General features: G+C 42.8%; 20 protein-coding genes, 1 tRNA gene and 1 pseudogene. 16 read left to right on the top strand and 6 right to left on the bottom strand.

All coding sequences use genetic code 11. The features are described 5' to 3' along the window. Positions 1–305: 305 nt before the first annotated feature. Positions 306–1,022: a DnaA inactivator Hda gene (gene hda, locus A359_RS00405; protein WP_014887800.1), complete on the bottom strand. Its 717-nt coding sequence runs from the start codon at positions 1,020–1,022 to the stop codon at positions 306–308. A 1,035-nt stretch (positions 1,023–2,057) separates the two neighbouring features. On the opposite strand from hda, the gene rpsF reads away from it, so the two are divergent. Genes rpsF through rplI form a run of 4 tightly spaced genes read left to right on the top strand, consistent with a single transcriptional unit; the run spans position 2,058 to position 3,505 of the window. Next, positions 2,058–2,453: a 30S ribosomal protein S6 gene (rpsF, locus tag A359_RS00410; RefSeq protein WP_014887802.1), complete on the top strand. Its 396-nt coding sequence runs from the start codon at positions 2,058–2,060 to the stop codon at positions 2,451–2,453. A gap of 3 nt (positions 2,454–2,456) precedes the next feature. Continuing rightward, positions 2,457–2,777 (top strand): primosomal replication protein N, encoded by a 321-nt coding sequence (gene priB, locus A359_RS00415; protein WP_014887803.1) that lies wholly within the window; start codon positions 2,457–2,459, stop codon positions 2,775–2,777. Between the two features lie 6 nt (positions 2,778–2,783). After that, complete coding sequence (rpsR, locus tag A359_RS00420) at positions 2,784–3,011, top strand: 30S ribosomal protein S18 (RefSeq protein WP_014887804.1); 228 nt, start codon at positions 2,784–2,786, stop codon at positions 3,009–3,011. A gap of 38 nt (positions 3,012–3,049) precedes the next feature. Beyond that, on the top strand, positions 3,050–3,505 hold the full coding sequence (rplI, locus tag A359_RS00425; protein WP_014887805.1) for a 50S ribosomal protein L9: 456 nt from the start codon (positions 3,050–3,052) through the stop codon (positions 3,503–3,505). A 995-nt stretch (positions 3,506–4,500) separates the two neighbouring features. Here the strand turns inward: rplI and A359_RS00430 are convergent. The 3 genes from A359_RS00430 to A359_RS04330 form a co-directional block, all read right to left on the bottom strand. Continuing rightward, positions 4,501–5,724 (bottom strand): glycosyltransferase family protein, encoded by a 1,224-nt coding sequence (locus tag A359_RS00430; protein ID WP_014887808.1) that lies wholly within the window; start codon positions 5,722–5,724, stop codon positions 4,501–4,503. A gap of 195 nt (positions 5,725–5,919) precedes the next feature. Continuing rightward, on the bottom strand, positions 5,920–6,732 hold the full coding sequence (locus A359_RS00435) for a mannosyl-3-phosphoglycerate phosphatase-related protein (RefSeq protein ID WP_014887809.1): 813 nt from the start codon (positions 6,730–6,732) through the stop codon (positions 5,920–5,922). A gap of 1,052 nt (positions 6,733–7,784) precedes the next feature. Next, positions 7,785–7,946, bottom strand: coding sequence for a hypothetical protein (locus A359_RS04330; RefSeq protein WP_014887811.1), 162 nt, complete (start codon positions 7,944–7,946; stop codon positions 7,785–7,787). A 2,527-nt stretch (positions 7,947–10,473) separates the two neighbouring features. Between A359_RS04330 and sufD the strand changes: the two genes are divergently transcribed. The 3 genes from sufD to A359_RS00455 all read left to right on the top strand — a co-directional run bounded on the left by sufD (position 10,474) and on the right by A359_RS00455 (position 13,362). Next, entirely contained in the window at positions 10,474–11,745 is a 1,272-nt protein-coding gene (gene sufD, locus A359_RS00445; RefSeq protein ID WP_014887813.1) for a Fe-S cluster assembly protein SufD, read from the top strand. 850 nt (positions 11,746–12,595) lie between these two features. Beyond that, complete coding sequence (gene orn, locus A359_RS00450) at positions 12,596–13,141, top strand: oligoribonuclease (protein ID WP_014887814.1); 546 nt, start codon at positions 12,596–12,598, stop codon at positions 13,139–13,141. Positions 13,142–13,287: 146 nt separating this feature from the next. Further along, positions 13,288–13,362, top strand: a tRNA-Gly gene (locus A359_RS00455). 299 nt (positions 13,363–13,661) lie between these two features. On the opposite strand, the gene nfo is transcribed toward A359_RS00455, so the two are convergent. Next, a complete protein-coding gene (nfo, locus tag A359_RS00460) occupies positions 13,662–14,549 on the bottom strand; it encodes a deoxyribonuclease IV (protein ID WP_014887815.1) in 888 nt (295 codons plus the stop codon). A gap of 906 nt (positions 14,550–15,455) precedes the next feature. Between nfo and mnmA the strand changes: the two genes are divergently transcribed. From mnmA to A359_RS00490, 9 genes and pseudogenes are all read left to right on the top strand, one after another. After that, positions 15,456–16,544 carry a tRNA 2-thiouridine(34) synthase MnmA gene (gene mnmA, locus A359_RS00465; protein ID WP_014887816.1) on the top strand — a complete coding sequence of 363 codons (1,089 nt, stop codon included), beginning with the start codon at positions 15,456–15,458 and terminating at the stop codon, positions 16,542–16,544. Positions 16,545–16,805: 261 nt separating this feature from the next. Beyond that, complete coding sequence (gene hflD, locus A359_RS00470) at positions 16,806–17,435, top strand: high frequency lysogenization protein HflD (protein ID WP_014887817.1); 630 nt, start codon at positions 16,806–16,808, stop codon at positions 17,433–17,435. Between the two features lie 21 nt (positions 17,436–17,456). Next, positions 17,457–18,827 carry an adenylosuccinate lyase gene (gene purB / locus A359_RS00475; RefSeq protein WP_014887818.1) on the top strand — a complete coding sequence of 457 codons (1,371 nt, stop codon included), beginning with the start codon at positions 17,457–17,459 and terminating at the stop codon, positions 18,825–18,827. A 362-nt stretch (positions 18,828–19,189) separates the two neighbouring features. Beyond that, positions 19,190–19,818, top strand: a pseudogene (locus tag A359_RS00480) (response regulator). 105 nt (positions 19,819–19,923) lie between these two features. Next, on the top strand, positions 19,924–20,019 hold the full coding sequence (locus A359_RS04540) for a hypothetical protein (protein WP_160142709.1): 96 nt from the start codon (positions 19,924–19,926) through the stop codon (positions 20,017–20,019). 135 nt (positions 20,020–20,154) lie between these two features. Further along, positions 20,155–20,415, top strand: coding sequence for a hypothetical protein (locus tag A359_RS04135; protein WP_014887821.1), 261 nt, complete (start codon positions 20,155–20,157; stop codon positions 20,413–20,415). A 307-nt stretch (positions 20,416–20,722) separates the two neighbouring features. Then, on the top strand, positions 20,723–20,887 hold the full coding sequence (locus A359_RS04340) for a hypothetical protein (RefSeq protein WP_160142710.1): 165 nt from the start codon (positions 20,723–20,725) through the stop codon (positions 20,885–20,887). A 51-nt stretch (positions 20,888–20,938) separates the two neighbouring features. Next, a complete protein-coding gene (locus A359_RS04140; RefSeq protein WP_014887822.1) occupies positions 20,939–21,256 on the top strand; it encodes an ATP-binding protein in 318 nt (105 codons plus the stop codon). Positions 21,257–22,104: 848 nt separating this feature from the next. Then, on the top strand, positions 22,105–22,431 hold the full coding sequence (locus tag A359_RS00490; protein WP_014887824.1) for a TusE/DsrC/DsvC family sulfur relay protein: 327 nt from the start codon (positions 22,105–22,107) through the stop codon (positions 22,429–22,431). A 1,710-nt stretch (positions 22,432–24,141) separates the two neighbouring features. On the opposite strand, the gene nrdB is transcribed toward A359_RS00490, so the two are convergent. Then, positions 24,142–25,272 carry a class Ia ribonucleoside-diphosphate reductase subunit beta gene (nrdB, locus tag A359_RS00495; RefSeq protein ID WP_014887825.1) on the bottom strand — a complete coding sequence of 377 codons (1,131 nt, stop codon included), beginning with the start codon at positions 25,270–25,272 and terminating at the stop codon, positions 24,142–24,144. Positions 25,273–25,317: the final 45 nt, after the last annotated feature.

Below are 25,317 nucleotides of genomic sequence, written 5' to 3' on the forward strand. Positions count from 1 at the left end.
GTCTGTTTTCTTCACCAAAAAAATTTGGCCCGTTAATCTCAAGAACCAAATAGTTAATTTTTCGTATATTGACATTTTATACTGAGATTACCTATCCGCTCTCGCTTACTGAGAGCAGACTAAGTCTGGGCATCTTAGCATCCACTCTGTCAGTGTCACAGTTAATTCAATGAGAAGCTCTTTAATAAAATCCTGAGCGCAAAGTAACACGCCCAGTGCGTCATTAGCAGCGTAGTAATAGTCTGCTGGCCTAGGTCGTCAGGTCGAGGGAGACTACGTCTCCAACATGCAAGAGCGGTGGTGTTTTAGAGGTTTAAAATCACTTTAACGAACGGGATAGTCAGTTTGCGTTGTGCTTGGATGGAGGCATTATCCAGTTGATTTAACGTTGCCGAGAGCGTGCGCATGTCTCTTTCAATTCGTTTCAGCAAGAAGCGTCTGACGTCTTCCGGCAATTCAAAGCCACGGAGCTTTGCTCTCAGCTGCAGGGCGGCACTCTTCTCTTCATCGGAGAGCGGCTGAAGCCGATAAATCTGTCCCCAATCTAAGCGAGAGGCTAAATCAGGTAGGCTGAGCTTTAGTTGACGAGGCGGGCAATTGCCGCTAATGATCAGCCGAGTTCGACGGGTTTCCTGAATGCGATTATAGAGATTAAAAATTGCCATTTCCCAGGGCGGATCACCGACGATGCACTGGATATTATCGATGGTTACTAGTGCTAATTGCTCCATGCCATCTAACACCTCTGGGACAAACCAGGTGCGTTTATCCAAAGGCACGTAGCCTACCGCCTGGGCATGCGCTGATAGCTTCGCACAGGCAGCATGTAATAAATGGCTACGCCCTCCTCCCTTCCGTGACCAAAAATAAAGGTAACTGACGCGTTCTCGGGATAGCATATCCTGCAAGGCCGCCAGCAGTGCGCCATTTTGACCGGGATAAAAGCTAGCGAAGGTCTCGTCATCTGGTAAATAAAGCGGCAAAGAAAGCTGCGACGACGTGTTCAGAGGTACCTCTCGCATGAGAGCAAATATGCTTTCTAGTTTATCATAAATTTGTTGTATCGTGAAAACGGTGCTATCACTAAGGAGTGACTACCTTGATGTGCCTCAAAAACCGCTTCTTGGTAGCAACCTTTCTAGACAGCATAATAGAAGGGGCTAAGCTCAAGACCAATAACTGTTGGAAAGTGCACTCTTTTCACTCGGTCGTGCTTAGGTGTATTTTATCTCCACTAACGCTGATAATCGGCATCATGAGTATTGGAATTAGGTTGTGTATTTTCGTGTTTTCTGCGGTCAACTAGATTAATTGAATCATAACGCACCATACCATTCTGTAATACGCAATGAACTTTAAGTTGCATCTTGCGGCGCGCGGTAGTTGTCATGAATCGTGTGAAAAAAATTCTGCAGGCCAGTTGCGATAATATATCATGGCAGCACTGGTGTATGGTCTCTTAAGATTGCTTGCATGAAGTATAATGCTGGTTGTTTCACTATTTCATTTACCATTGCTCATCTTCCTTCGTTTGGATGCATGAATACACTGTAAGCAGGAAGATAATGGAGGTCGATACTCATCACATACGCCAAGTATCGCATTAGATCTGATTGGTGATAACGATACCCCATCAAGGATGGCGTTTTTCTGCTGTTATTGTATTTTTGTTGCATAAATCGGTCGTATGATATTTCTTGCTCACTCAGTTAAGTCATCTCTAAAACGTAATATGATGGTATTAGAGGTAATGAGAAAATGATAGACGCAATATTCCAAAGAGTGTCTAGTAAAGGTTTATAGAAGAACAGGATAACTCTAAATTATTCAGCAAATTATATTGATGCTGCATCCCGAGGATCATAGGCCAGACACCATATGCACATGCTAACTAACAGTCGCGTAATCTAGCAATAGTCCGCCATAATTCTTGTGTTTATCAAGATAAATGGGTATAATGAAAGTATAAATTTAGAGCAAAACTCATCATGTTCCTTGCTTCTATGGGCTTCACTTGATCCTAAAAAGAGGCTGCATAATCCATAAGGAGCTTTTTTATGCGTCATTACGAAATTGTTTTTATGGTTCATCCCGACCAAAGCGAACAAGTTCCCGGCATGATTGAACGCTACAGCGCTATTATTAGAAGCGCTGCAGGTCAGATCCATCGTCTAGAGGATTGGGGTCGCCGGCAACTTGCTTATCCAATTAATAAACTACACAAGGCGCACTATGTTTTGCTTAATGTTGAAGTAACCCAAGCGGCAATAGAGGAGCTGGTAACAGTTTTTCGATTCAATGACGCAGTGATTCGCAGCATGATCATGCGTCTTAAGCATGCTGTGACCGAGGCCTCCCCCATGGTCAGAGCTAAGGACGAACGCCGCGAACGGCGTGAGGATTTTAGTAATGAAAACAACGAAGATTCTGAACCTGGGGATACTGAAGAGTAATTCATGAGCACGGAAAACCGTTTGATTCTTTCGGGTAAAGTGTATAAGGTGCCGATTCGTAAAGTCAGCCCATCAGGAATACCACATTGTTTTTTTTTGCTTGAACACCGTTCTATTCAGCAGGAAGTATGTTTTTCACGCCAGGCATGGTGCCGACTGTCTGTGGTGATCAGTGGGGCGCATAATCTCAGTATAAGTAGCAGTATAATAATCGGCGCGCAGATCACCGTAAAAGGCTTTATCAGTTGCGAAAAAGGGCGTAATGGCCTCAGCAAAATAGTTCTGCATGCCGAGAAGATTGATTTTATAGATTCTGGAGACTAGTCCATTATGGCACGTTATTTCCGTCGTCGCAAGTTCTGCCGCTTCACCGCAGAAAGCGTTGTTAAGATCGACTACAAAGACATTCCTACGCTGAAAAACTATATTACCGAAAGTGGTAAAATTGTCCCGAGTCGGATTACCGGCACTCGTGCCAAATACCAACGTCAGCTGTCTCAAGCGATTAAGCTAGCACGCTACATTTCCCTCTTGCCGTACACTGATAGTCATCAGTGATAAGTCATTGTTTTCTCAGTCTTTGATAGGATCAGGTAATGCAAGTTATTTTGCTAGATAAGGTGACTAACCTAGGCGGTTTTGGTGATCAAGTTAACGTTAAGGCGGGCTATGCTCGTAACTACCTTGTGCCGAAAGGAAAAGCCGTTCCAGCCACGAAGAAAAATGTAGCATATTTTCAAGCACGACATGCTGAGCTTAAAGCTAAAATGGCGGACGTTCAGGCTAAAGCCAAAGCACGCGCTGAAAAGATAAATACACTAGGCAGCATCACTATCACGTCTAAATCAGGTGAAAAAGGCAAGCTATTTGGCTCTATTGGTGCTCGCGATATCGCTGAAGCCCTAAGCATTGCTACTGGGATGAATGTCGCTAAAAGCGAAGTGCGGTTGCAGAACGGTGTTCTGCGTACGACGGGTAACCACGATGTTAGCATCCAAGTACACAGCGATGTTTTTGCTACTTTGAATGTTCTCATCCTACCCGAAGTATAATCGCTAAATAATGCTTCGGGTAAACCCCTCGAAGTCTGTAGCATTTTCGTTTTAGAAAAGACATTTATTGCTCGGTAGATGTCTGCTCTCAAAAATCCGCAGATTTCGCCGATCCCTGATCTTACGCTGATAAGCGTAACGTCAGGTACGCTATCGGTGCGACATGCCCTAATAGGTAGACTATGCTCAGTCAATTCGAAAAACAATCAGACGATTTTATCGTCTTTCCTGCTGCTTTATCATCGTTATACAGACTCAGGTGAGTATCTAGAAATTTTTAGAGCAGGCATATTATTGATTCCTTTACTCAGTGAGCAAGACCCCCTGATCCGCTACTGCTTTTATTCTATTTATTATACCTAAATTTTATTTAGCACGATTGTCTCTCATAGGCTGATTAGCAGGCCTAGGATCATGTATATTTCATATATTAGGTTAATATGGCATGTTACCGCGGTAAGGATCACCGGTTTTATATTTCTCCTGAATTACATGTTTTGTATGATCCAACATTTTACTAAAATTTTTGAAATTTTCGTATACAATGATTATAATTTAAATGTGACCAATATCTTATTAACAGTTAGCCTAATGATGTGAGGTTATAAAGAGCACTCACGTTATTGCACAAAGATGATGTAAGCTGTTTATTCAGAACAGAAATTAACTACAGAAGCGTAATAGATTGTTGAAAACCTATCCGGACACGTTAACAAATAAAAAGTTTTTCTATGTAAGCTTGTTATCTCGAAACAGCGAGTGCTGATGGTATCCTGCAAAATAGTTTTATTGCAGGGGCACACATGATGCAGTACGCTGATGGCATGAAAGTTATTCATTTAAGCAATCTGTCTGTATAGGAAAAAGATTTACGGCTTAATGGGATTGCAGGTAGATTTCACGACGAGATCTTGATCCGGGTAGCCTGAATTGCCTTCGGGTATCCAAAATGAATAAACGAGAAGAGCTCTCAGTTGGTGTAGTGGTTTTTATTATTAGACATCATGTCCTTTATTGTCCTCTTCAACCGCATCATAAATATGTTGCATAATATCTGGAAAGGCGGATTGTACGCGGCTCCAGCTTGGGATAAAAGGTTTATCATTAGGCCGCTCTATAAATGCCTGGCCGGCGTCTAAGATGCACTGCATAAATAATTCCACCGCTGCTTCTTCGCTATGTTGATCGAAAGTCAATCCATTCATTATAGCATCATGATGATAAAAATCTAGAATATCTAAAGCGTTACGATAATACGTTGCTTTCAGCACCCGAAAAGAATCGCTGGTGAGATTCACGCCCATCGTAGCCAGTTTACGATAAAGAGATTGTATTATATCGTTACTCATCCGGTTCAGCCCGCCAGAACCATCTTCTTCCGCTAGTGGCTGATGTTTATGATCGTAATGATCAGCAATTTCAACTTGACAAATATGATTTGGTGAATAATTTCGGTAGATTTCCGAAAGAAGACCGATTTCTAAACCCCAATCACCTGGAATCTTCATATCATGCATGACCCGAGTACGCATTGCAAACTCGCCAGATAACAGATAGCGAAAGCTGTTCAGGTAATCCAGATAGTCTGATTGCCCAAATACATGTTCCAGGGAGCGCAAAAGTGGTCCGACCAATAGTCGGACCACACGTCCGTTCATCTTGCCATTGGCAACCCGAGCATAAAAACCTTTACAAAATTCATAGCTGAAGCGGGGATGCACGACCGGATAGAGTAAACGCGCTAGCATCCCGCGCTCATAGGTAACGATATCGCAATCGTGCAGGGCAACTGCCAACGTGCGATCCGAGGCTAGTGTATAGCCAGCACAAAACCAGACGTTGCGGCCCTTGCCTGCTTTGGTGGGAGACAATCCTTTCTTGCCTAATTCAACATCGATGGCTTTTAACCGAGGCCCATCATGCCATAAAATACGATGGTGCTGCGGTAGTCGGGAAAAAAACTCCCTCGCGTGCAGGAACTGATCTCGGTCGGCACGATCGAGACCTATAACAATCTCTTCCAGATAAGGAACGCGCGCTAATGCGTCTATGATAGAAGTTAGCGCCGTTCCCTCTAGTTCGGAAAAAAGAGAAGGTAGGATAAGCCCCATCTTTCGCTTACGGGAAAATCCTATAAGTTCAGTCTCCAATGCCTCTACTGTTCGGTCAGAGAGATTATGAAAATTTGCAATAATTCCATTTTGGTAAAAATCACTCATTAGATAACTCCTAATAGTTGTGTGTTCTCTTTTTCTTTTATGCGTCGTTCTTCAAGAATGGATTTTGATGACTCAGATTCACTTGAACATTGTACCTTGCAGAGAGAAGGTAGTGATTTGTAAAGACAGGATATGATCTATTTATTCAACTAATCATCGTTATAGGTATAATTCTTATTATGGATATGATTTTTATCATGTTTCAGTAATAAAATAGTTTAAACCTTCTACCCAACCTTTCGGTCCGTAGTCTTGAGTATAATAAACTGATGACGGTGATTTCGATAGCATCAGAGGCATTTTACCGTAGCCTCGGATAATCACGGCATAATTCACAGCAGCAAGCATAGGTTGGTCATTAGGACCGTCTCCTAGCCCAAGGGTTTTCCAGTTCCGGTCTCCCTTCTGGCGGTATTGTTTAAGAATCCAGCGGACTGCAACACCTTTATCGTAGCCTCGCGACATAACATGGTAGCATCTGCCGCCCTCGGTGAGGGCCAAATCCTCTTTTTTCAGTGCGGAAATAAACTCGGTGAGTCTAGATCTGGTATCCTGCCAAATAAAAGCCTCCGATGCTTCGCGATTTTTTGCCAACTGTGCTTCTTCCACGCTAAGCCCGGTCCATTTTGCAACCTCATAGTTCGTCATGTCGCCAAAGCCAAAAAATTTGTAGCCGTTTACTTTGCGTAAATGCGTCATGATCGTACGGAGACTAATGTAATCCTTACCGGTATATCTAGTGGTCGATAATTGTGCGTTTTTCCACCGCGAATCAAGCTTTAGAGCAGCACCGTTTTCAGCAATAAAAGGCGCTCCTACCAAACCCAATTGTGTTTGCAAAGTAACGATTTCAGCCGTAGTTTTACTTGAACAGAGAACAACCGGTATGTCGTTTTCTTTTAATTTCGCCAGCCAGGGCGCGGCGGTCTGCCATTGATATGTATAGTGGTCTAGCAAAGAACCATCTAGATCAGTAATCACTAATAAGGGATCCGTGAATCTTGGCATGCTATTCTCCGTTTAGTATCAATCGTGGCAACCACCGGAATGTTTCTCAACCCCATTAAGTATATACGATGGTTTATTGAATGATGGTCATTTTAATGGTTATTACACAGATACAGCTCATCCTGACATTAAAAGAATGTTTCTAATTTATCAGACCTCATCTAATGCATCGTAAAGCGCTATATTTGTTGAATAAAATAGCGTCTTTGACGAGTTGACTGATGGTAAGGCTACAGTTGTCTGATCCTGGAGGTGAGTAGCATCTAACAATAGCGCTTTTAGATTAAGGGCTTTGACCGTTGCTATTTCTGCGCCTGAGTACGAAGAGATAGCGGGTAGACTCATATTGCGATCCAGAGCTATGCTTAACCCGCACAAATCTGGCTGAACCCGTGAGTCATGATAATAATCATCTTTCTTTTTTTAGGTGCAATACCTATATTTCAGACACCTTGTTTAAAAGATCTAAATGTTTGGCAGTGACTGGCTGCGCAAAGTGATTTATCACTCTAATTAAACATGATGCTGTAAGACCTCATAAGAACACGATGAATCCAAGATGGAAAAGATTTACTACGAAAAAGTCAAAATCAAACGGCATGATCTTCTATTGTTAAAAAAGCGAGCCAAATTGTTGCAAAATTGATATAACAAGATTATTCATCAAAAGGTTTATTTATGTAATAAACATTATCAGCTATGATAATAGCTCTATTTTACCTAAGTAAAAGCAAGTCATAAGATGTAATATCTTGAAATAATTATATTTTTTTAGAAAATTGCTGCATAACAATCGTAGAGGAAGCAACATCTAGATGCGCGTTGTCTCGGTTAACGATAGCTTCTTTTTATCACTCAACCCGCCAACTCCGACGGGTTGAGTGATGTGATGTACTTTAGTTTGTTTTCTTTATGATAGAGTGGTTGATTTTTTTACATTAAATGCAGCAAAAAATGCATTTTAACGTATTATTCTTGTCGGCGATCTAAATGGCTATGTCAGTTATGAGGTCTAGCCGTTGCCAGTGCAGGATAGCTACACCATCCGCTAGCTAGCTGTTGTGTAGAAATACTTCGGGTAGTTGTTTTTCCGCAAGATCAGCGCTGTGATACATGATAACGCGCACCACTAATTGAGCAGCGAGAGCGAGAGCGAGGGTGGTGTGCTTAACGTTATCACCAGATGCCCAGGGTTTTTTCTTCCCTCCCAACATTATAGCTGGGCATTCCCTGCACTCAAATGAACCAAAGGGATCAGTGCGAGTATGCTGGTCAACAACTAAAGTAAGTAAGATCAGAAAGAATATCCCGATTTACAATTTGTTCGCAGAAACTATCACTCGGGCATCGAAAAATACAACTATCACAGGCTGCTGAATCCTATACTAACCGCTACCAATGTGCGGAACGTTATGTAATAAGTGCGTTACTTGATGTGCAAAGGTAGCGCGCATGACCTTCTCACTTTTCTGATAGGTGTTGAAAAAATAGTACGATAACCCATGCAGAGGATGTAGTTTCAGTAAACGCATAAGCGAAAATCGGTTTTTTACTGCGGCCAACGCTGTTACAGCAGAAGTGCTTGAATAAATAAAAAGTTATTTTTGTCAATGCCTGAGATTTCTGTCTTGTATTTTAATACAGCATCTTTATGGCACAGTAACAATTACGCTCATTCACGTTCCGACTGACAGTAAAGTCTTTAGAAAAACAATACGCTTATAGCGTAGAAGGATAAGGCAGCGATTGCTAAATGTGCTATATAGACAGAGTATGGAGTCTTTTATACTACTTAGCCTGAAAATCTTTTTATATCAGAATGAGGCCCCATAATCACGATACTAATTATGCAATAAATATTCGTAGCCTTGCTGAGGAGGTTACGGGGGTGTGCGTACTTGCTTGATACTTTTTATGAATCCGGTGTCAAGGTTTCTCCACTATTTTCCTAAAAACGAGGCAAGAGACACTATATATTGTCATATTCACGTCAACAGGCCCTGACATAACCTATATAATATACATTGATAACGCATTAATCTTAAATATTTTAGTGAAAAAAGACCTAGATAGTCATGTCAAAATAATGTCAAAAAACACAGAGCACAGTTTCAAGCAGCATGTAGCAGTAGGAAGCGAGGAGAGGATGAGATGATATTTGGTAATTTACTGTACCAAACTATCGCTAATAACGAGGCTGGACTAGATTGAATAAGACATACTATAACTAAAAAATGAAGCAAAAATCGACTGGAGGCGTTTAGGGTATATGTTGTTGTGATGATGCTCGATTGAGCAAGAGCATCAAAGAGATTAAGCCTAAGTAAGCACTGCGTAATATTAGCTAATTTCATACTACTCACATCATGTCAAGAGTGACAATCAGTCTCTGAGGAGCACGTATCCCACCTGAGAAATACTGTAGATAATTGCTTTCTGTCATTGGATAAGGCGAGCTAGGCTAGTGCGAAAACTTTTCGCTGATGATGAGATTGCATGTGTATAATGTACCATGAGTGGCTCTCGGGATAACAATATTCAAGGTTATTCATCGGAAGATAGCATTAGGCACGCCTTACATTGCTCACATTGTGTCGCAATAGCTTTTCTAGTAGCTTACTTATCATACATGTACATGTTAGTTATTTTCCATAAAGCAGAGCGGTGATAATGTGCTTTCTAACAATCGCGTTAATGATGTTTTAAAAAAGTGTGCTAACCAGCTTCTTTGTGACATGTGGGTGAGGTGCAAACATCAGTATTTATAAACCTTGCAGACAACGTCGGCTGCAATCAGGCTATAAGTGTTGTTGAGTAAAATATTTTATGTATCCAGCACACTAAAGACTGTGATTTCTATGATCTATAATCATGATATTAGAGACCCTCTTATGATAATTATACACCTGAGATGACAGCTATTTGTTACTAACACTTCATAGTGGCATGGCATCATGTTTTAAAAAACACACTACTGCATTTTCTCTTCAAATGCTATAACAGCCTGGATCAAAGAAAGATAAAAATATTATCGCTTCATGCCCTGAAAATCAGGATTGAAGATAACGCTATTCTGAAGAGCTAAAAGCTAAGTCCGAAGAGGCGCATGTCATCCATGGGTCGAACGATGCTGGGAAACGGAGGTTCTCTGTGAGTAATGTTTCCCGGGGTTGAAAACTATAACATTATATCCCGCAGGGTCTTTTAAAAAACTTTCATGTTTTGGCGCTATCACTGAAAGGATACGAAAGAAAAGGAGTATTCATAGCCTAGCAGTATTTTTTACAGAGTCCGGACATCAGCAACGATTGCTGCCTGCAATCAGACTTCAATGCGGTATGTTAGTATAGTGACAAGTTATAGCTAAGACGAGTGAATGATAATCCTGGCATCAACTGCAAGATTAAATAGACGCAAACACCAGCCGACCTTCTGACGCGAATAGTTAACATGGCTCATTTCAAGTGAGAAAAACAACATAATAATATTATATAGTTATTGGCGCCGGACCGAATGTTTTATGCTGGACGAAACAGACTGAGTGTGAGGCATGACATGCTAAGCATACTCTCCCACGGCGGGCATTCCCTGCGCGATGGTAAAGGTTGTTGTATTGTCGTTACGTCCCAGCACTGCGTTCTGCTGGGTTACATTCAAATGAATTACCTTCATGTGCCGCATCAAAGCAGTATTGTGCAAGCCAGTGATTTTTCCTAGTTCAAACGCTTGAGGAATAAGAGTATGACGGGCTTAACAAAGAACAGCAATGCCCATGTGTTAGCGCAGTGGCAAAAATTATTTTACGATCAAAATGCTGATCTCTCTACCGAAGCCTCTATCCATTGGAAGGCAGTAAGGCGTTTAGGGCTCCCTACCCGACAACATGAGCACTGGAAATATACCCCTCTTGAGGGGCTATTGGGTCATTATTTTACCCCCGCCACCACTTGTGCGTTAGCCCCCGCTGACCGTGACGCTTTAAGCCTAAAGCTAGACGCCTGTCGTCTGGTATTTGTCGATGGTTGTTTCTCGGAGGCGCTGAGCGACAGCAATACGGGCGCGTGGGACGTGAAGGTGGAGGAGGGTGCCGCTAGGTTGTTATTGCCCCCCCCGATTCAGCCAGAGGTGTTTTTACATTTAACTGAAAGTCTTAGTAAACAAACTACCCGCATTCGACTGCCGGCTAGAAAAGTGTCAAAACGCCCGTTGTATTTGCTACAAATTAGTCAGGGTAGCAAGGATAAAAAAGCGTTACATATGTTGCACTATCGTCACCATCTCGATATCGGTATTGGTGCGCAGGGTAAAGTGATTGAACATTTTGTCAGTATTAATAACCAAGGCCATTTTAGCGGGGCTCGCACGTCAATAACGGTTGGTGATAGTGCGAAATTAAGTCATGTCAAGCTGGCTTTTGAAAGTCGCGCTAGTTACCACTTCAGCCATAACGATATCACCTTAGGTCGCGACGCAGTTGTACATAGTAGTGCCTTTATTCTCGGTGCAGGATTGACCCGACATCAAACTAGCGCGCAGCTAAACGGCGAAGGGTCTGATCTGGCGATCAACAGTCTTCTGCTGCCTTCCGAGCGGGATATTAGTGATATCCGAACCTATCTCGAGCATAACAAAGGTTATTGCATTAGTCGTCAATTACACAAGGTAATCGCTCGTGACCATGGAAAGGGCGTATTTAATGGATTAATTAAGGTGGCCAAGCATGCCGTAAAGACTGACAGTCGAATGACTAATAACAATCTTCTCCTTGACCATCAAGCAGAAGTTAATAGCAAACCCCAGCTAGAAATTTATGCTGATGATGTCAAATGCAGCCATGCTGCTACCGTCGGCCAGATCCAGCAGGAGCAAATGTTTTATCTGCGTTCCCGCGGTATCACTCGCGATGCCGCCCAGAAGATGATCATTTATGCTTTCGCTTCGGAAGTGACGGAGGCGATTGACCAGGATGTTATTCGCGACACGGTGCTGGAGCGTATATCTCATATTTTATAAAATACTGTTTTGGCTATATGAGCGATTGCATAGATCCGGTCATGTCTGCGTTTTCTATTTTAGCATGTTAGTACTGTGTTGAATAATGTAACATTTTTTTCTATTTTATTAGAACATGCTTTTGTCTCAAATGTGCAGGTTGACTTGTGAGATTTAAATGCATGATTTAAAGTTATAGAGATCAAAAGATGTACGGAATCGATAGCAATAAACATGCTTATCTGCATAAAATAGCGAATGCGGGACTGTGATTAGTGTTATCATATCCACGTGTGTGCGCATCGTTTATAACGCAGACTCAGATGAAAACCAGGTAGTTTTTTTGAACGAAAGCACATGTCCATATTGGATAATAAACGCTATTTCTAAGCTAGTGTCTTTTTTTCAAGCATCATCACCGCTGACTTAGATGCGGATGTTCAAGTATGTAGCGATTCTTTAAGGGAGCGTAAAAATGATACTTCTATACAGGTCACGTGGAAGAGGGGGGCTATATTTTCTTTTTCAGAATAGATAGTTATAGTATATAGAGCCATAGTCTGTCTTAATGTTGCACAAACATATTTTATTCTATTGTTTTATGTCAGCACTTGATCTTCAATAAGATACAGTCATTCAGTTAGATTCATGAGATGTGGTAGACTCGGGCTGACCATAGTTGTCGAATAAAAATGCATACGCGATGTTATTCAACAATACTTATAGGTTCTTTTAATCTTTCAACAGCTCACGTTTCTCCACGGTTCATTGCTGAGGAAAAGATCAATAACCTTTGGCGACGAAAACGCTTACTATTATATACGGTAAGATCTACTAGATTACCCCTCAAATCTCTTTTGATGAGAATAACATGCCAGTAAATGATAACAACTTAATTTGGATTGATTTAGAAATGACTGGCCTGGATCCTGAGCGCGATCGTATTATCGAAATTGCGACTCTTGTGACCGACGTCCATTTGACTATTCTTGCGGAAGGTCCAGTGCTAGCAATACATCAATCGGACGCCCATCTGGCACTGATGGATGCCTGGAATGTGCATACCCACACCACCACTGGGTTGATAGACCGAGTCCGGAAAAGTTCGCTCGATGAAGATGCGGCCGTGGAGCAGACACTTGCCTTTTTGAGTAAATGGGTTCCTCTCGGTAAGTCGCCAATTTGCGGTAATAGCATTGGCCAGGATCGCCGCTTTTTATTTCGTTATATGCCTGCGCTAGAAGCCTATTTTTATTACCGTTATTTGGATGTCAGTACTCTTAAAGAACTGGCTCGTCGCTGGAAGCCAGATATCTTATCCGGAATAAAGAAAAAAAATACCCATCAGGCGTTAAACGATATTCGAGAGTCGGTAGCGGAATTAACCTACTATCGTGAATATTTTATCCGTTTGTAGGTGCTGTGTGGTAAAAAGCACAAGTGTACTTATTCTCGCTGAAGCGGGAGGGTAACCATAAATCTTGTCGCTAAAGGGGTTGCAGCGGTGTGTCGTTCCTGTATAATATCATCTCTTTAGTCTTAAAACGTTTGATGTTGCGCGAAGCGGGAATAGCTCAGTGGTAGAGCACAACCTTGCCAAGGTTGGGGTCGCGAGTTCGAGCCTCGTTTCCCGCTCCAATGTTTTTTTCATTCTATTACTTTTCATCTCTACATAAGTTTTTTTAACTTAGTTATCTACATTTTAGTACCGCGATAATTATTGGCAAATGTTGTATGAAGGACTACATACATTCTATCTTTCACCATGGCTAGTAAGTTAGTCGTCATCCAAAGCGTCTCGTCGACATCCTTACCTACTATGAGTCTTGATCTTGAATAAGTAGCGTGTATTATTTCAGTTTAGTAAACTCACCGAGTACTGCACCAGAAAAGAAAAGTATTTTCATGAAAACTGTATAGTGGATTAGTTTAATAATTCAACAAAAACTCGGCTTGGAGGCAGTTTTTGTGCTGAAAGCTAATGTCTTCAGCCAGACGATTTCCTTAGACCATATATTAGGATTAATGGTTTCTAGAATCATCGGAATACCATTAAAGCGTTCATCAGCCATCAGCCAGGAAAAAAGTGTTGTGCCTATCTTCCCCTCAGCAAGGCTATGATGGCGATCGACTCGGCTACCGCAGTCGGATTTAGCATCATTAAGATGCATCCCTCGCAAATACTGGAACCCGACAATATCAGCAAATGCTTTAAAGGTGTCAGCACAGGTTGATTCGATGCGTAGATCATAGCCGGACGCAAATGCGTGGCAGGTATCGATGCAGACACCGATACGGGTTTTATCGTGCACGCGATCAATGATCGCGGCGAGCTGTTCAAAACGAAATCCTAGATTGCTGCCTTGACCAGCAGTATTTTCGATAATTGCCGTGACGGATTGGGTTTGCTCCAATGCTATATTGATTGAATCGGCAATGCGGGATAGACATTTTTCTTCCTTGATCAATTGTAAATGGCTGCCTGGATGAAAATTAAGTAGACTGAGGCCTAGCTGCTCACAGCGATGCATTTCTTCAATGAAGGCCTTTCTTGACTTTTCAATACCCGCGCGTGTGGGGTGACCTAGGTTAATCAGGTAGCTATCATGAGGAAGGATCTGGCGGGAAGAGTAACCATACTGATCGCAGGCGGCGCGGAAATTATCGATCGTCTCAATTGTGAGCGCCGCTGCTTGCCATTGCCTCGGGTTCTTGGTGAAAAGCGCAAATGCTGTCGCTTTAAGATCGTAGGCCCGCTTCACCGCATGATTGACGCCTCCAGCTATACTAACGTGGGCGCCGATAAACTTATTCTCGCTCATCATGGCTGCACTCAAGATAACATTGATTTAAGAAGGAAATAGTGGAATATACAATTCACTCTGGTAGTTAGCTATCCTAGCGTCTAGCCTTGTTCATGCACTCTACAAGAGTGTGATAAAATAGCGCATTTCCTTTTGGAAGATTTTTATCTTAAAGAAGTAAAGGTTATTTCTTATCTCTTCATGAATCACTTTTTGCAGGCGCGCCATCAGATTTATCTTATCGCCCGTTTAATTAAATACATCAAAATCCTAGGCAGTTGTTAGCTTATCTCATGAGCGTCATGTCGACACATTATCTTGATAGTAAAAAATTGAATTTAGTAAGTATTTTACTTAGCAGAAGGCCTTTGATCCGTGAGATACTCTGACAAGTATAAAGCATAGAAGTGTGATATTGGCCGGACGCATAGAGCACGTATCTCTCGAATAGCATCTCCGAACATCTTATCTACAGGTTTATGCGTTTTAAAATCCTGGAAAAGCTCTCAAAGCAAAATAAGACACCCGTTTTGCATAATAAGGGGGAAAACCTGGTGATGATTGCAAGATCTGCATTGTAATGTGGCGCATTAACTAGCCTAAGAATCGCGTTCCCTAGCCCCTTGCAGTTATCACTGACTAATGAAGTCTATATTGTGAAAGCACCTCGCTACGTGACGGCTTTTTCACTGAACCAGTTGGTAATGTTCACCTTTAGCTGTTCTAAAGAGACTATTTTTTGTCATACATGTCGTGAAATAAGTCAATAATAGTTTCAATGTGCTGCTTGAAACTAACAACAGCAAGAAGCTAAGATTGCGACTATATTGATGCCTGTAGGTGATAGTAGCATGACGGCATCGCAGCGTGAAAAATATTTTTTGCTTTACTGCGCAACGTGGTAGTCATTCCGATCATGAGAGCTCTATGTCAGAAAACAGTAAAAAAAAAGTAATTGTCGCCATCTCTGGAGGAGTTGACTCCTCCGTCTCGGCCTGGCTACTTCAGAAGCAAGGCTATCAAGTGGAAGGCCTCTTCATGAAAAACTGGGAAGAAGATGACCATGAAGAATATTGTGCAGCGGAACGCGATCTAGTGACTGCCAGGGAGGTGTGTGGCGCTCTCGATATCACACTGCATACTATTAATTTTTCTGCTGAATATTGGGATAACGTGTTTACGCACTTTCTCGTTGAATACCAGTCTGGCCGGACGCCTAATCCAGATATTTTATGCAATAAGGAAATTAAGTTTAAAGCTTTTTTGGAATTTGCTATTGAGAATCTCGGTGGCGATTTTATCGCTACCGGTCATTACGTTCGCCGTGCTGACGTAGCTGGTAAAAGCCGGCTATTGCGCGGTCTAGATGATAACAAAGACCAGAGCTATTTTCTCTATACGTTAGGCCATGCCCAACTTTCCCGCTGCCTGTTCCCGCTGGGGGGGTTGGTAAAACCCAAAGTACGGCGTTTCGCCGCCGAGCTTGGGCTCTCGACGGCGGAGAAAAAAGACTCTACAGGTATCTGTTTTATCGGGAAGAGGAAATTCCGCGATTTTCTTGGCCGCTACCTGCCAAGACAGCCTGGCGAGATGATTTCGGTTGACGGACGGAAAGTAGGCTGTCATCAGGGCTTGATGTACTATACTTTAGGTCAGCGAAAAGGTTTGGGCATTGGCGGGATCCGAAATAGCAGCGGAGACCCCTGGTATGTGGTTGAAAAAGACACTGTAAATAACCGGTTAATTGTCGCCCAGGGTCACAACCATTCGCGACTGATGTCTGCTAGCTTTATCGCGGATCAGTTGCACTGGATCGATCGGGAACCGCTTACAGAAAAGCGTGACTGTAAGGTGAAAACTCGCTACCGTCAGTCAGACATTAACTGTCTAGTAACGCCTCTACCGTCCGGTCGTTGTCAGGTGGTGTTCGAATCGCCGGTGGCTGCGGTGACGCCTGGCCAGTCGGCGGTCTTTTATTTAGCAGAACGCTGCTTGGGCGGCGGGATCATTCAATAGGCATATCGCCACACCGATTTGTCTTTCTGAAGCTGGCCCTCTCGTGGGAGTCGCTTAGGCCCCCGAGTTGCTATTTCTTGGGGAGTCCTTCGTCAAAAAACGTCGATAAATGTAGGTAAACGTCTCCTACGCGCCTTTACAGCCCTGTTGGAAGATGTTTGTATAGCCCCACATCATAGATGTCTTAGTGCATCTACTGTGCCATTGAGCCAGAACCAGAGATGGTGCTGTTCAATTTTAAAAATGGATACAGGAGTCATCTTGGCCAAGAATTATGTTGATATTACTCTGGCGCTGGCTGGGATTTGCCAAAGCGCGCGAATTGTTCAGCAGCTCGCCCAACAAAGTCAACACGATGAGCAAACTTTACGCGTGTCACTTCAAAGCTTGTTGGATCTTAATCCAACGTCGGTACGCGCGGTCTACGGCGATAACCCCGTTCATCTACACGTGGGTTTAGAAACGCTGCAAGCCCTACTCAATGCATCAGCCCTAGAAGGACTCGGTGCTGAGCTAACGCGGTATACTTTAGGCATTATGATGCTTGAGCGCAAGCTGAAGAGCAATCATGATGCTCAGGAGAGGTTAAGTGACCGGATAGACGGACTGCGTCGCCAGCTCAGCCATTTTGATTTACTGTCAGATACGCTGATCAGCGCCATGGCTAGCATCTATGTGGATATTATCAGTCCTTTGGGGCCACGCATCCAGATCACCGGAGTCCCCGCAGTATTGCAAAATACCCAGATGCAAGCCAAGTTGCGTGCCGTGCTGTTGGCCGGCCTCCGGTCCGCTGTCTTATGGCAGCAGGTTGGAGGCCGCCGGCTACAGTTAATGTTCGGCAGAAACCGATTATTTACAGAAGCTAAACAGATACTTTCCTATGCTTAATTTTTTAGGAGACGCAATCCGATGGAACTATCTTCTTTAACCGCTGTTTCACCCATCGACGGCCGTTATAGCGATACAGTCAGCGTTCTACGTGCTATTTTCAGTGAATTCGGTTTACTGAAATTCCGAACACAGGTAGAAGTAAGCTGGCTACAAACGCTAGCTAGCTGTGATGAGATCAAAGAGGTGCCGCCTTTTGACAACAACGCAAAAGGTTACCTCAACGCAATTGTTTCAAATTTCAGTGTAACAGACGCTGAGAGAATCAAAACCATTGAGCGTACCACCAATCATGACGTAAAAGCACTGGAGTATTTTCTGAAGGAAAACATCTCTAAGGAGCCAGCACTGTTCGCGGTGAGAGAATTTATTCATTTTGCCTGTACTTCCGAAGATATAAATAATCTTGCTCATGCACTAATGCTCTCCGCAGCTCGCGATGCTATCCTGCTGCCTGCCTGGCGCCAAATCATTGACAGTCTCTCCACGCTTGCGAAACTATATCGCCATATTCCCTTGCTTTCACGCACCCACGGCCAGCCAGCAACGCCCTCAACGCTTGGCAAAGAGATGGCAAATTTCGTCTATCGTATGACTCGCCAGTATCGTCAGCTTGAGCGGGTAGAGATTCTAGGGAAAATTAACGGCGCGGTTGGCAATTACAATGCTCACATGGTTGCCTATCCAGAGGTGGATTGGCATCGCCTTAGCGAGGAATTTGTCACAGGGCTAGGTATCCGCTGGAACCCTTATACTACCCAAATTGAACCACATGATTATATTGCTGAAATGTTTAACTGCATAGTGCGGTTTAATACTATCGTGATTGATTTTAATCGTGATATCTGGGGCTATATCGCCCTTAATTATTTTACACAGCGTACGATGATGGGAGAAATTGGCTCTTCGACGATGCCACACAAGATAAACCCTATCGAATTTGAGAATTCGGAAGGGAATTTAGGTCTAGCGAATGCAGTAATGAGTCACTTGGCGGAAAAATTGCCGGTCTCCCGATGGCAGAGAGATTTGAGCGACTCCACTGTACTACGTAATTTAGGCGTCGGTATTGCTTATGCTTTGATCGCTTATCAGTCTACGCTTAAAGGGATGAGCAAGCTCGAGGTTAATCAGGCCCACTTACTGCTGGAGCTCGAAAACAATTGGGAAATCTTGGCTGAACCAATACAGACTGTCATGCGCCGCTACGGCATTGAGAAACCTTATGAGCAGCTAAAAGAGCTCACGCGCAGTAAACGGGTTAATGCAGAAGTTATAAAAGCCTTTATCGATAGCTTAACCCTGCCGGATGAGGCAAAAGTACGACTGAAAAGTCTGACGCCAGATAACTATATCGGTCTTGCAGTGGATATGGTTGATAAATTGCAATAGATTATGAAATAGAAATTTGAATTCAAAAGTGAGCGTCTTTCTTTATGTGAGGAGTATAATAGTTATCTAGGATTCTTTTCCCAAAAAAAGATATCTTTTAGTGAAGGCATTTTATGCCCCTAGTGCAGCGTGATAAGTTAATGTTTACAGCTTAGAATCATGTGATTATATTTTATTCGAAAATAGCGCACCCAAGATAAAAAGGATTTTATCTCACACTACATAAGAAAAATCATATGATTTTTCTTGATTTAACAAAGCCAAGGGAAGATATTCCCACACCCGCCTGGAGGAGCGAATTGCTTAACACGCCCTGATTGCGGCACCAGATCAGTTAAAGGTGAGCTTATGTAGGAGCTGTAATGCCACTTCTGGTAATAGAAGACAATCCTTTTCTTCGTCATCATCTAACGGTACAGATGCGTGAGATTAACCACCAGGTAGATGCTGCTGAAACCGCACAAGAGGCGGACTACTTTCTAAATGAGCATACGCCTGGTATTGCTATTGTCGATCTAGGGCCACCAGATGAAGACGGACTCGATCTCATACGCCGATGGCGTAGCCATCAGGTGAATACTCCTCTGCTGCTGCTCACCGCCCATGAAGGCTAGTGGGATAAAGTAACGTTACTTGAATCTGGTGCGGACGATTATATTACAAAAGCCATTTCATTTAGAATAGCTACTAGCACGCATGCAGGCATTAATGCGGCGCAATACCGGTCTGGCGTCAAAGATCATAAAGCTACCGCCAGTACTTACTGACCTTTCACGCCGAGCGGTAATGATTATTAAAACATTGATACGCAATACCGGAAAAGTTGTCAGCAAGTGTTTGTTGATGCTGCAACTTTATCTTGATGCTGAATTGCGAGAGAGTCATGCCATTGATGTATTAATAGTTTGTCTACGAAAAAATATGGGCCAATTACCTACATGCGGCGATCAGCACAGTTCGCGGTCGGGGCTACCGTTTTGATGTTCACTAGGTTTTATGACCGTATTTTTGTTTCGAAAAAACCGATATCTCTACGGTTTAGAGTTGTGATAGCTTACAGCCTGTATATTTTCTTGCACTCTCACTATGCTATGGCATGGGGGTCATTATTCGTTACAGCATCAGGCTTGATAGCGTGTCATTGCGTCTTCTTCCGGACGAAAACAATCTTTTTTCAATCTCATCAAGTTGACGGGCGTGCGGCTGTAGGGCTGTATAACCGAGCCTGAGCTTTTCCATGCCGAATCTGCGTAATGATGAAAATAAGAATATCGTCTGGTATTAGACTTACATAACCGTGCTAGAGTTTCGTCTACGGAAGGACGAGATGAACAAAACCGACTACTTGAAGCGTAGTGCTGCTACAGTTCCCAGCAGCACGGTAGTAAATGAAAAACCCAGTGCACCGGTTAGTTCGAAAGCATTTGATAACAATGACGACAACATTTCAATAAATGCTGCGGCAATCACCTGCTGTCTTCCTATCGACCACATGCTGACGATGACTCGTGTCTTCGTCGATACCATATGCGATGAACGTAATGTGTGGTATGGCTCAGGCATGTACTGCTGGTTAATCTATCGCTGATGCTGCCGCTATTATGGCCGGGAGCGCACTGGAGCCTGCGTGCCCCGTTGAAGCCCTGATCAGGGCAGGTACACCAGCTGGAGGTCGCAGAAAGGGCACTGCTGGATGAAAACCTGCCACGTGAGTTGAATATTCTGGTGCGTCGTCTAAATCTTCTACGTCATAACGAACGCCAGCGCCCCCACAAGTACAGCTCTAGTCTTTCCTGATTGAACCCATAGTCTCAAAACGCCTTTGGCGGTACTGACGGCTACTTTGCGCTCCCTCCGCGCTGATTGTGAAAAATATCGAAATAGCAGAATTGACTATGTTGAAACAAATCAGCTGTATTTTCCGGCAACTAAACTATTACCTACACCGCGCTACCGTACGCTCAGAGCATGGCGTGTTAAGCCGCGAGCTACATTTCGTTCCGCGCTACTGCTCAATAGACTGTGCTTTGTGCTTAGCGAAGTTTATCAACGTAAAATAGGTGCTCTTTCGTGGCATATTGCTCCTAAATTAAAATTTATCGGCGAGAAAAATGACCTTATACGAAGTCATGGGTAACATTTTAGATAATGCCTACAAATATTGTCTGAAATATATCGAAGTTAGCGCCTGCAGAAAAAAAATCGCACTACATATTATGATTGAAGATGATGGCCCATGCATTCCGGCCTCCAAACGGACCCTCATTTTCCAGCGCAAACAGCGCGCCGATACGTTTTGTCCAGGACAAGGACTCGGACTTTCTCTAGCGACAGAAATTATTGAGCAGTACGAAAGTGATTTTCTGAATAAGGGCACATGCCATCTAGCTCAGCTCTTTTTCTATCACTGCTATTATGATCCAACATAATAACGTTTTACTCATAACCTTAGTGAATGTTAATAAGATGATTAAGGGGTACATATAGCGATGGATTGATTGAATAACAAGACAGTTGCAGTCATCTAGCGCTTAGCTTGCTGGAATGCGTAGCAATAAATCATTTCTATAGCAGAAGTTTAAAATTAATGACCGGATTATTTATAACACCACTTGTAAGAAGTGTCACATGCTAGATAGCATGAAGAGAAAAATCAGCCGGTGCTACATGGAATAGACACTATTTTGGTCTTAGATAACGCAATAGATTTACAATCTATTGCTAAGGGCGATACAAGGGTATCAACGCTCTGTTATGCATCGCATGAGATGACTGCTAAGAATGCACAAACCGTTCTTCCCTCAAAAGGTTAATAGCGACGGTTAATATAACCATAAACATGTCAACATGCAGTGCAATAGCTGTTGTATTATTCATGTTAGTGGAAGATGTATCCGCATCTAGCGCATGACCGTTGCTTGTCAGGGCGCATGACATTATGTCACCTTGCAGATCTCCGTGGGTTTACTAAACTGCTCGCAGAATATCCATATGTTCACTCAAGCTAGCAGTAGCCTTAAAGTTGTTGGTATGGGAGCCGAATCAGTTCGTTTTGTGGGTTTTGAAAAATGAAAATTAGGGCATTCGTGTCATATGTAGAACATTCTGTTAGGAATCCTGTACATTACCTGCATCGCGTAACAATAGCCTTGCTAGCAGGGCTATTGTTAAAAGTGCTTTTTTATTCAATAAATTACTTGGTTATGGAAGTGTTGCTGAGTGTTAGATTTGCTACTCTCTCTCAACATTAAATTATTTTTAATCTAGGAGGCTATCGATGGAGTTTAATGGCATAGAAATTAAAACCGATGCACAGGGATATCTAATCTGCCTTCAGGATTGGACTGAGGCGTTGGCAGTGGAAATTGCCCGTATCGAAGGGATAACTCTTAGCGAAGACCACTGGGAGGTTATTCATTTCGTGCGCGCGTTCTATTTACAATATAACACGTCCCCAGCCGTCCGGTTGCTGATAAAGGCCTTGTCGCAGACTTATGGTGCAGAAAAAGGAAATAGCCGTTATCTTTTTTATTTGTTTTCAAATGGAGCGGCAAGCCAAGTAACAAAAATCGCTGGCTTGCCAAAACCCATAAAATGCCTTTAGAGTTTCCTTGGTATCACATAGCAAAGAATAACTGCTTATCTTGCGTAAGGGGCGATTCTGCCTACACAATCTGAAAAAAAGAGATGCCGTTCATTCGCTATTTCTAGCACCTTTTGTCCTTGATATATTCCGTGTATATGGTCACAATCTTAACATCCTCACCCGCTTGTTCTACAAGAACGGTGTGTTTTTTTGAAAAGCAATATTTTGAAAAAATTAATCTCATTAGAGATGGATTAGTGCCATGGTAAATCGATTTCTCTCACGTTCATTATGCATAGGAATGTTTCATTCTGGATTTAGTTGGAGAAATAGACCTTCCTTAGTTGACTAATAACCATCTATTATTTAACTACACTGCGCAGTGTAGCGCGAAAGAAAGTGATCTACTTCTATCCGCGATGTTATCCAAAGACCGGTAGTAACTGAGCCGAGTTTTAGAACCGGTTAGTGCTTTTTCGAATGCATTCTTGTGTGCGTCAGTGCTTTTAATAACTCCTAAAAGAATATCAGCATCTTTTTGGTACTTTTAGTACTATACCGAAACAAGCTGTCAGTCTCCGTGTAAGTAATGGGCATGCATTTTCCAGGTTATACTTAAAGAAACGGCTGATGCGTATCCAGACACAAAGACGTTTCTATTAAGGTTAAGAGACGCCAGATGACACTAGCACCGGAAAAAACATCGACGATATGAGATACATAAACGACGGGTTATGTGGTACTAAGTAGGTAACGTCTACTCAGAGTAGGTAGTGCAGCCACCTACCGTAAACTACTCATTCGTAAGTGATCTGATGTAGCGGATTTTTTATCTCTTTGCATATCTAGTACTTTTACCGCGATCAGTTACTGCCGAGTAGGCTAATGTTTATGCGTATCACGCATCTGATCATAATGTCCGCTTTTAATCAATGATCGCCAAAAATTAATCAGGCGTGTTTTTCTTCAAACTAAGTAATTTTTTCTTTCTTGGTCAATATTATCTAAAGATTTACTATGACACTATTTATCACCTCGATCCGCGGTTCTTATGCCACTTTCTCTGCTAAATAATTCGAATCTAAACGCACTTCTAACGTCTAATATACAGACTCGAACCTATTATGCTCGATCAGTTGTACCGTTAACGACGCTAGTGTTTTTAGTAGCGGCAGAGGAGAACAGTTTGGCTGCACAATACGCTAATGCCTGGCAACGTTAAGCATATAACTCCTGCGAAAAAAATCGTTTTTACGTTAAGGCTATTTTTCAACGCTATCTACTTTTCATCTTGGGTCATCTATGTTCTTCATGCCCTGATACGGTATTTTCATCTTATGTCATCTCAGTATGAAGAAAATCTCATTTCATAACGCATACATTTTTTCCGCTCGGCAAAGGTTTATCGAGAATGGGTTGGAAAAAGGATGCTCGCTTGTCTCTCAGATAGACGACTATAACTTTAGCCTCAAATCGTCGCGTGCTGGACTAGAGTAGAGAAGAGTGACCCCTATACTGACAAATGCTATTCATCTTTTTATGACATTTCATTTTTCCAATCAGTAGGGAACAGCACTCAGGCTCCGAAGTATCTCGAGTGAACTGAAGTTCAATATAACCCCCTTTTTTTTAGCTTCGTCAACTCTAGCAGTAAGCGACGGAGCTATGTTTTTATGCAAGGAACATACGATGAGTAGTTTTGCTGAAGGCAGGTGATAGATGTTTTAGTCATAGCTGGCAGTCAATCAGATCGTCGCTGTTAATTTCGGCGTCAATCTGCCCTACTAGATAAGAGCTTACCTCTACCTCCTGCGGCGCTACCTGGACGTTATCCGAGACCAGCCAGGAGTTAATCCAGGGAATTGGATTGGAGCGGGTGTTAAAGGGAAGAGACAAACCTACTGCCTTCATGCGGGTATTGGTAATATATTCCACATATTGACACAGGATTTCTCTGTTCAGGCCGATCATCGACCCATCTCGGAATAGATAGTTTGCCCAATCTTTTTCCTGTTGCGCCGCTAACAGGAAAAGAGCATCACTGTCCTGCTGGCATTCGCGCGCAATCTCAGTCATTTCAGGATCGTCCTCACCTGAACGCATTAGGTTTAGCATATGCTGAGTACCGGTCAGATGCAGTGCTTCATCTCGGGCGATCAGACGAATAATTTTGGCGTTTCCCTCCATCAGTTCACGTTCGGCAAAGGCGAACGAGCAGGCGAAACTAACATAGAACCGGATTGCCTCCAGCGCATTGACGCTCATAAGACAAAGATAGAGCTTTTTCTTCAGCTCATGAAGATTTACTACTAGAGCTTTACCGTTGACTTGATGAGTGCCCTCTCCTAGCAGGTGATAATAGCTGGTCATCTCTATAAGACCATCGTAGTAACCAGAAATATCCTTCGCGCGTTTTAGGATCTCTTCATTGGAGACGATATCGTCGAACACGAGCGATGGATCGTTAACAATGTTGCGTATAATGTGGGTATAAGAGCGTGAATGGATGGTTTCTGAAAATGCCCAAGTTTCCACCCAAGTTTCCAGTTCCGGTATTGAAATCAGCGGAAGAAGCGCTACATTAGGACTGCGGCCTTGGATCGAATCTAGTAGCGTCTGGTACTTAAGATTGCTAATAAAAATATGTTTTTCGTGCTCTGGTAGCGCTTGATAGTCGATGCGATCGCGCGACACATCTACTTCTTCTGGGCGCCAAAAGAACGAGAGTTGTTTCTCAATCAGCTTCTCAAAAATATCGTATTTCTGCTGGTCGAAGCGGACAACGTTAACTGATTGACCGAAAAACATTGGCTCCAGCAGCTGGTTATTTTGCACTTGTGAAAACGAAGTATAGACCATAAAAGCTCCCGTTACATACAGGCAGTATCGTTACCACCCGCGTTC

The sequence above is a fragment of the secondary endosymbiont of Ctenarytaina eucalypti genome, from assembly GCF_000287335.1.
Lineage (GTDB): Bacteria > Pseudomonadota > Gammaproteobacteria > Enterobacterales > Enterobacteriaceae.

Excerpts from the sequence above, each read along its gene's own strand:
- hda (WP_014887800.1), bottom strand. The coding sequence starts at position 1,022 with ATGCGAGAGGTACCTCTGAACACGTCGTCGCAGCTTTCTTTGCCGCTT.
- rpsF (WP_014887802.1), top strand. The coding sequence starts at position 2,058 with ATGCGTCATTACGAAATTGTTTTTATGGTTCATCCCGACCAAAGCGAA.
- priB (WP_014887803.1), top strand. The coding sequence starts at position 2,457 with ATGAGCACGGAAAACCGTTTGATTCTTTCGGGTAAAGTGTATAAGGTG.
- rpsR (WP_014887804.1), top strand. The coding sequence starts at position 2,784 with ATGGCACGTTATTTCCGTCGTCGCAAGTTCTGCCGCTTCACCGCAGAA.
- rplI (WP_014887805.1), top strand. The coding sequence starts at position 3,050 with ATGCAAGTTATTTTGCTAGATAAGGTGACTAACCTAGGCGGTTTTGGT.
- A359_RS00430 (WP_014887808.1), bottom strand. The coding sequence starts at position 5,724 with ATGAGTGATTTTTACCAAAATGGAATTATTGCAAATTTTCATAATCTC.
- A359_RS00435 (WP_014887809.1), bottom strand. The coding sequence starts at position 6,732 with ATGCCAAGATTCACGGATCCCTTATTAGTGATTACTGATCTAGATGGT.
- A359_RS04330 (WP_014887811.1), bottom strand. The coding sequence starts at position 7,946 with ATGTTGGGAGGGAAGAAAAAACCCTGGGCATCTGGTGATAACGTTAAG.
- sufD (WP_014887813.1), top strand. The coding sequence starts at position 10,474 with ATGACGGGCTTAACAAAGAACAGCAATGCCCATGTGTTAGCGCAGTGG.
- orn (WP_014887814.1), top strand. The coding sequence starts at position 12,596 with ATGCCAGTAAATGATAACAACTTAATTTGGATTGATTTAGAAATGACT.
- nfo (WP_014887815.1), bottom strand. The coding sequence starts at position 14,549 with ATGATGAGCGAGAATAAGTTTATCGGCGCCCACGTTAGTATAGCTGGA.
- mnmA (WP_014887816.1), top strand. The coding sequence starts at position 15,456 with ATGTCAGAAAACAGTAAAAAAAAAGTAATTGTCGCCATCTCTGGAGGA.
- purB (WP_014887818.1), top strand. The coding sequence starts at position 17,457 with ATGGAACTATCTTCTTTAACCGCTGTTTCACCCATCGACGGCCGTTAT.
- A359_RS04540 (WP_160142709.1), top strand. The coding sequence starts at position 19,924 with ATGGGGGTCATTATTCGTTACAGCATCAGGCTTGATAGCGTGTCATTG.
- A359_RS04135 (WP_014887821.1), top strand. The coding sequence starts at position 20,155 with ATGAACAAAACCGACTACTTGAAGCGTAGTGCTGCTACAGTTCCCAGC.
- A359_RS04340 (WP_160142710.1), top strand. The coding sequence starts at position 20,723 with ATGTTGAAACAAATCAGCTGTATTTTCCGGCAACTAAACTATTACCTA.
- A359_RS04140 (WP_014887822.1), top strand. The coding sequence starts at position 20,939 with ATGACCTTATACGAAGTCATGGGTAACATTTTAGATAATGCCTACAAA.
- A359_RS00490 (WP_014887824.1), top strand. The coding sequence starts at position 22,105 with ATGGAGTTTAATGGCATAGAAATTAAAACCGATGCACAGGGATATCTA.
- nrdB (WP_014887825.1), bottom strand. The coding sequence starts at position 25,272 with ATGGTCTATACTTCGTTTTCACAAGTGCAAAATAACCAGCTGCTGGAG.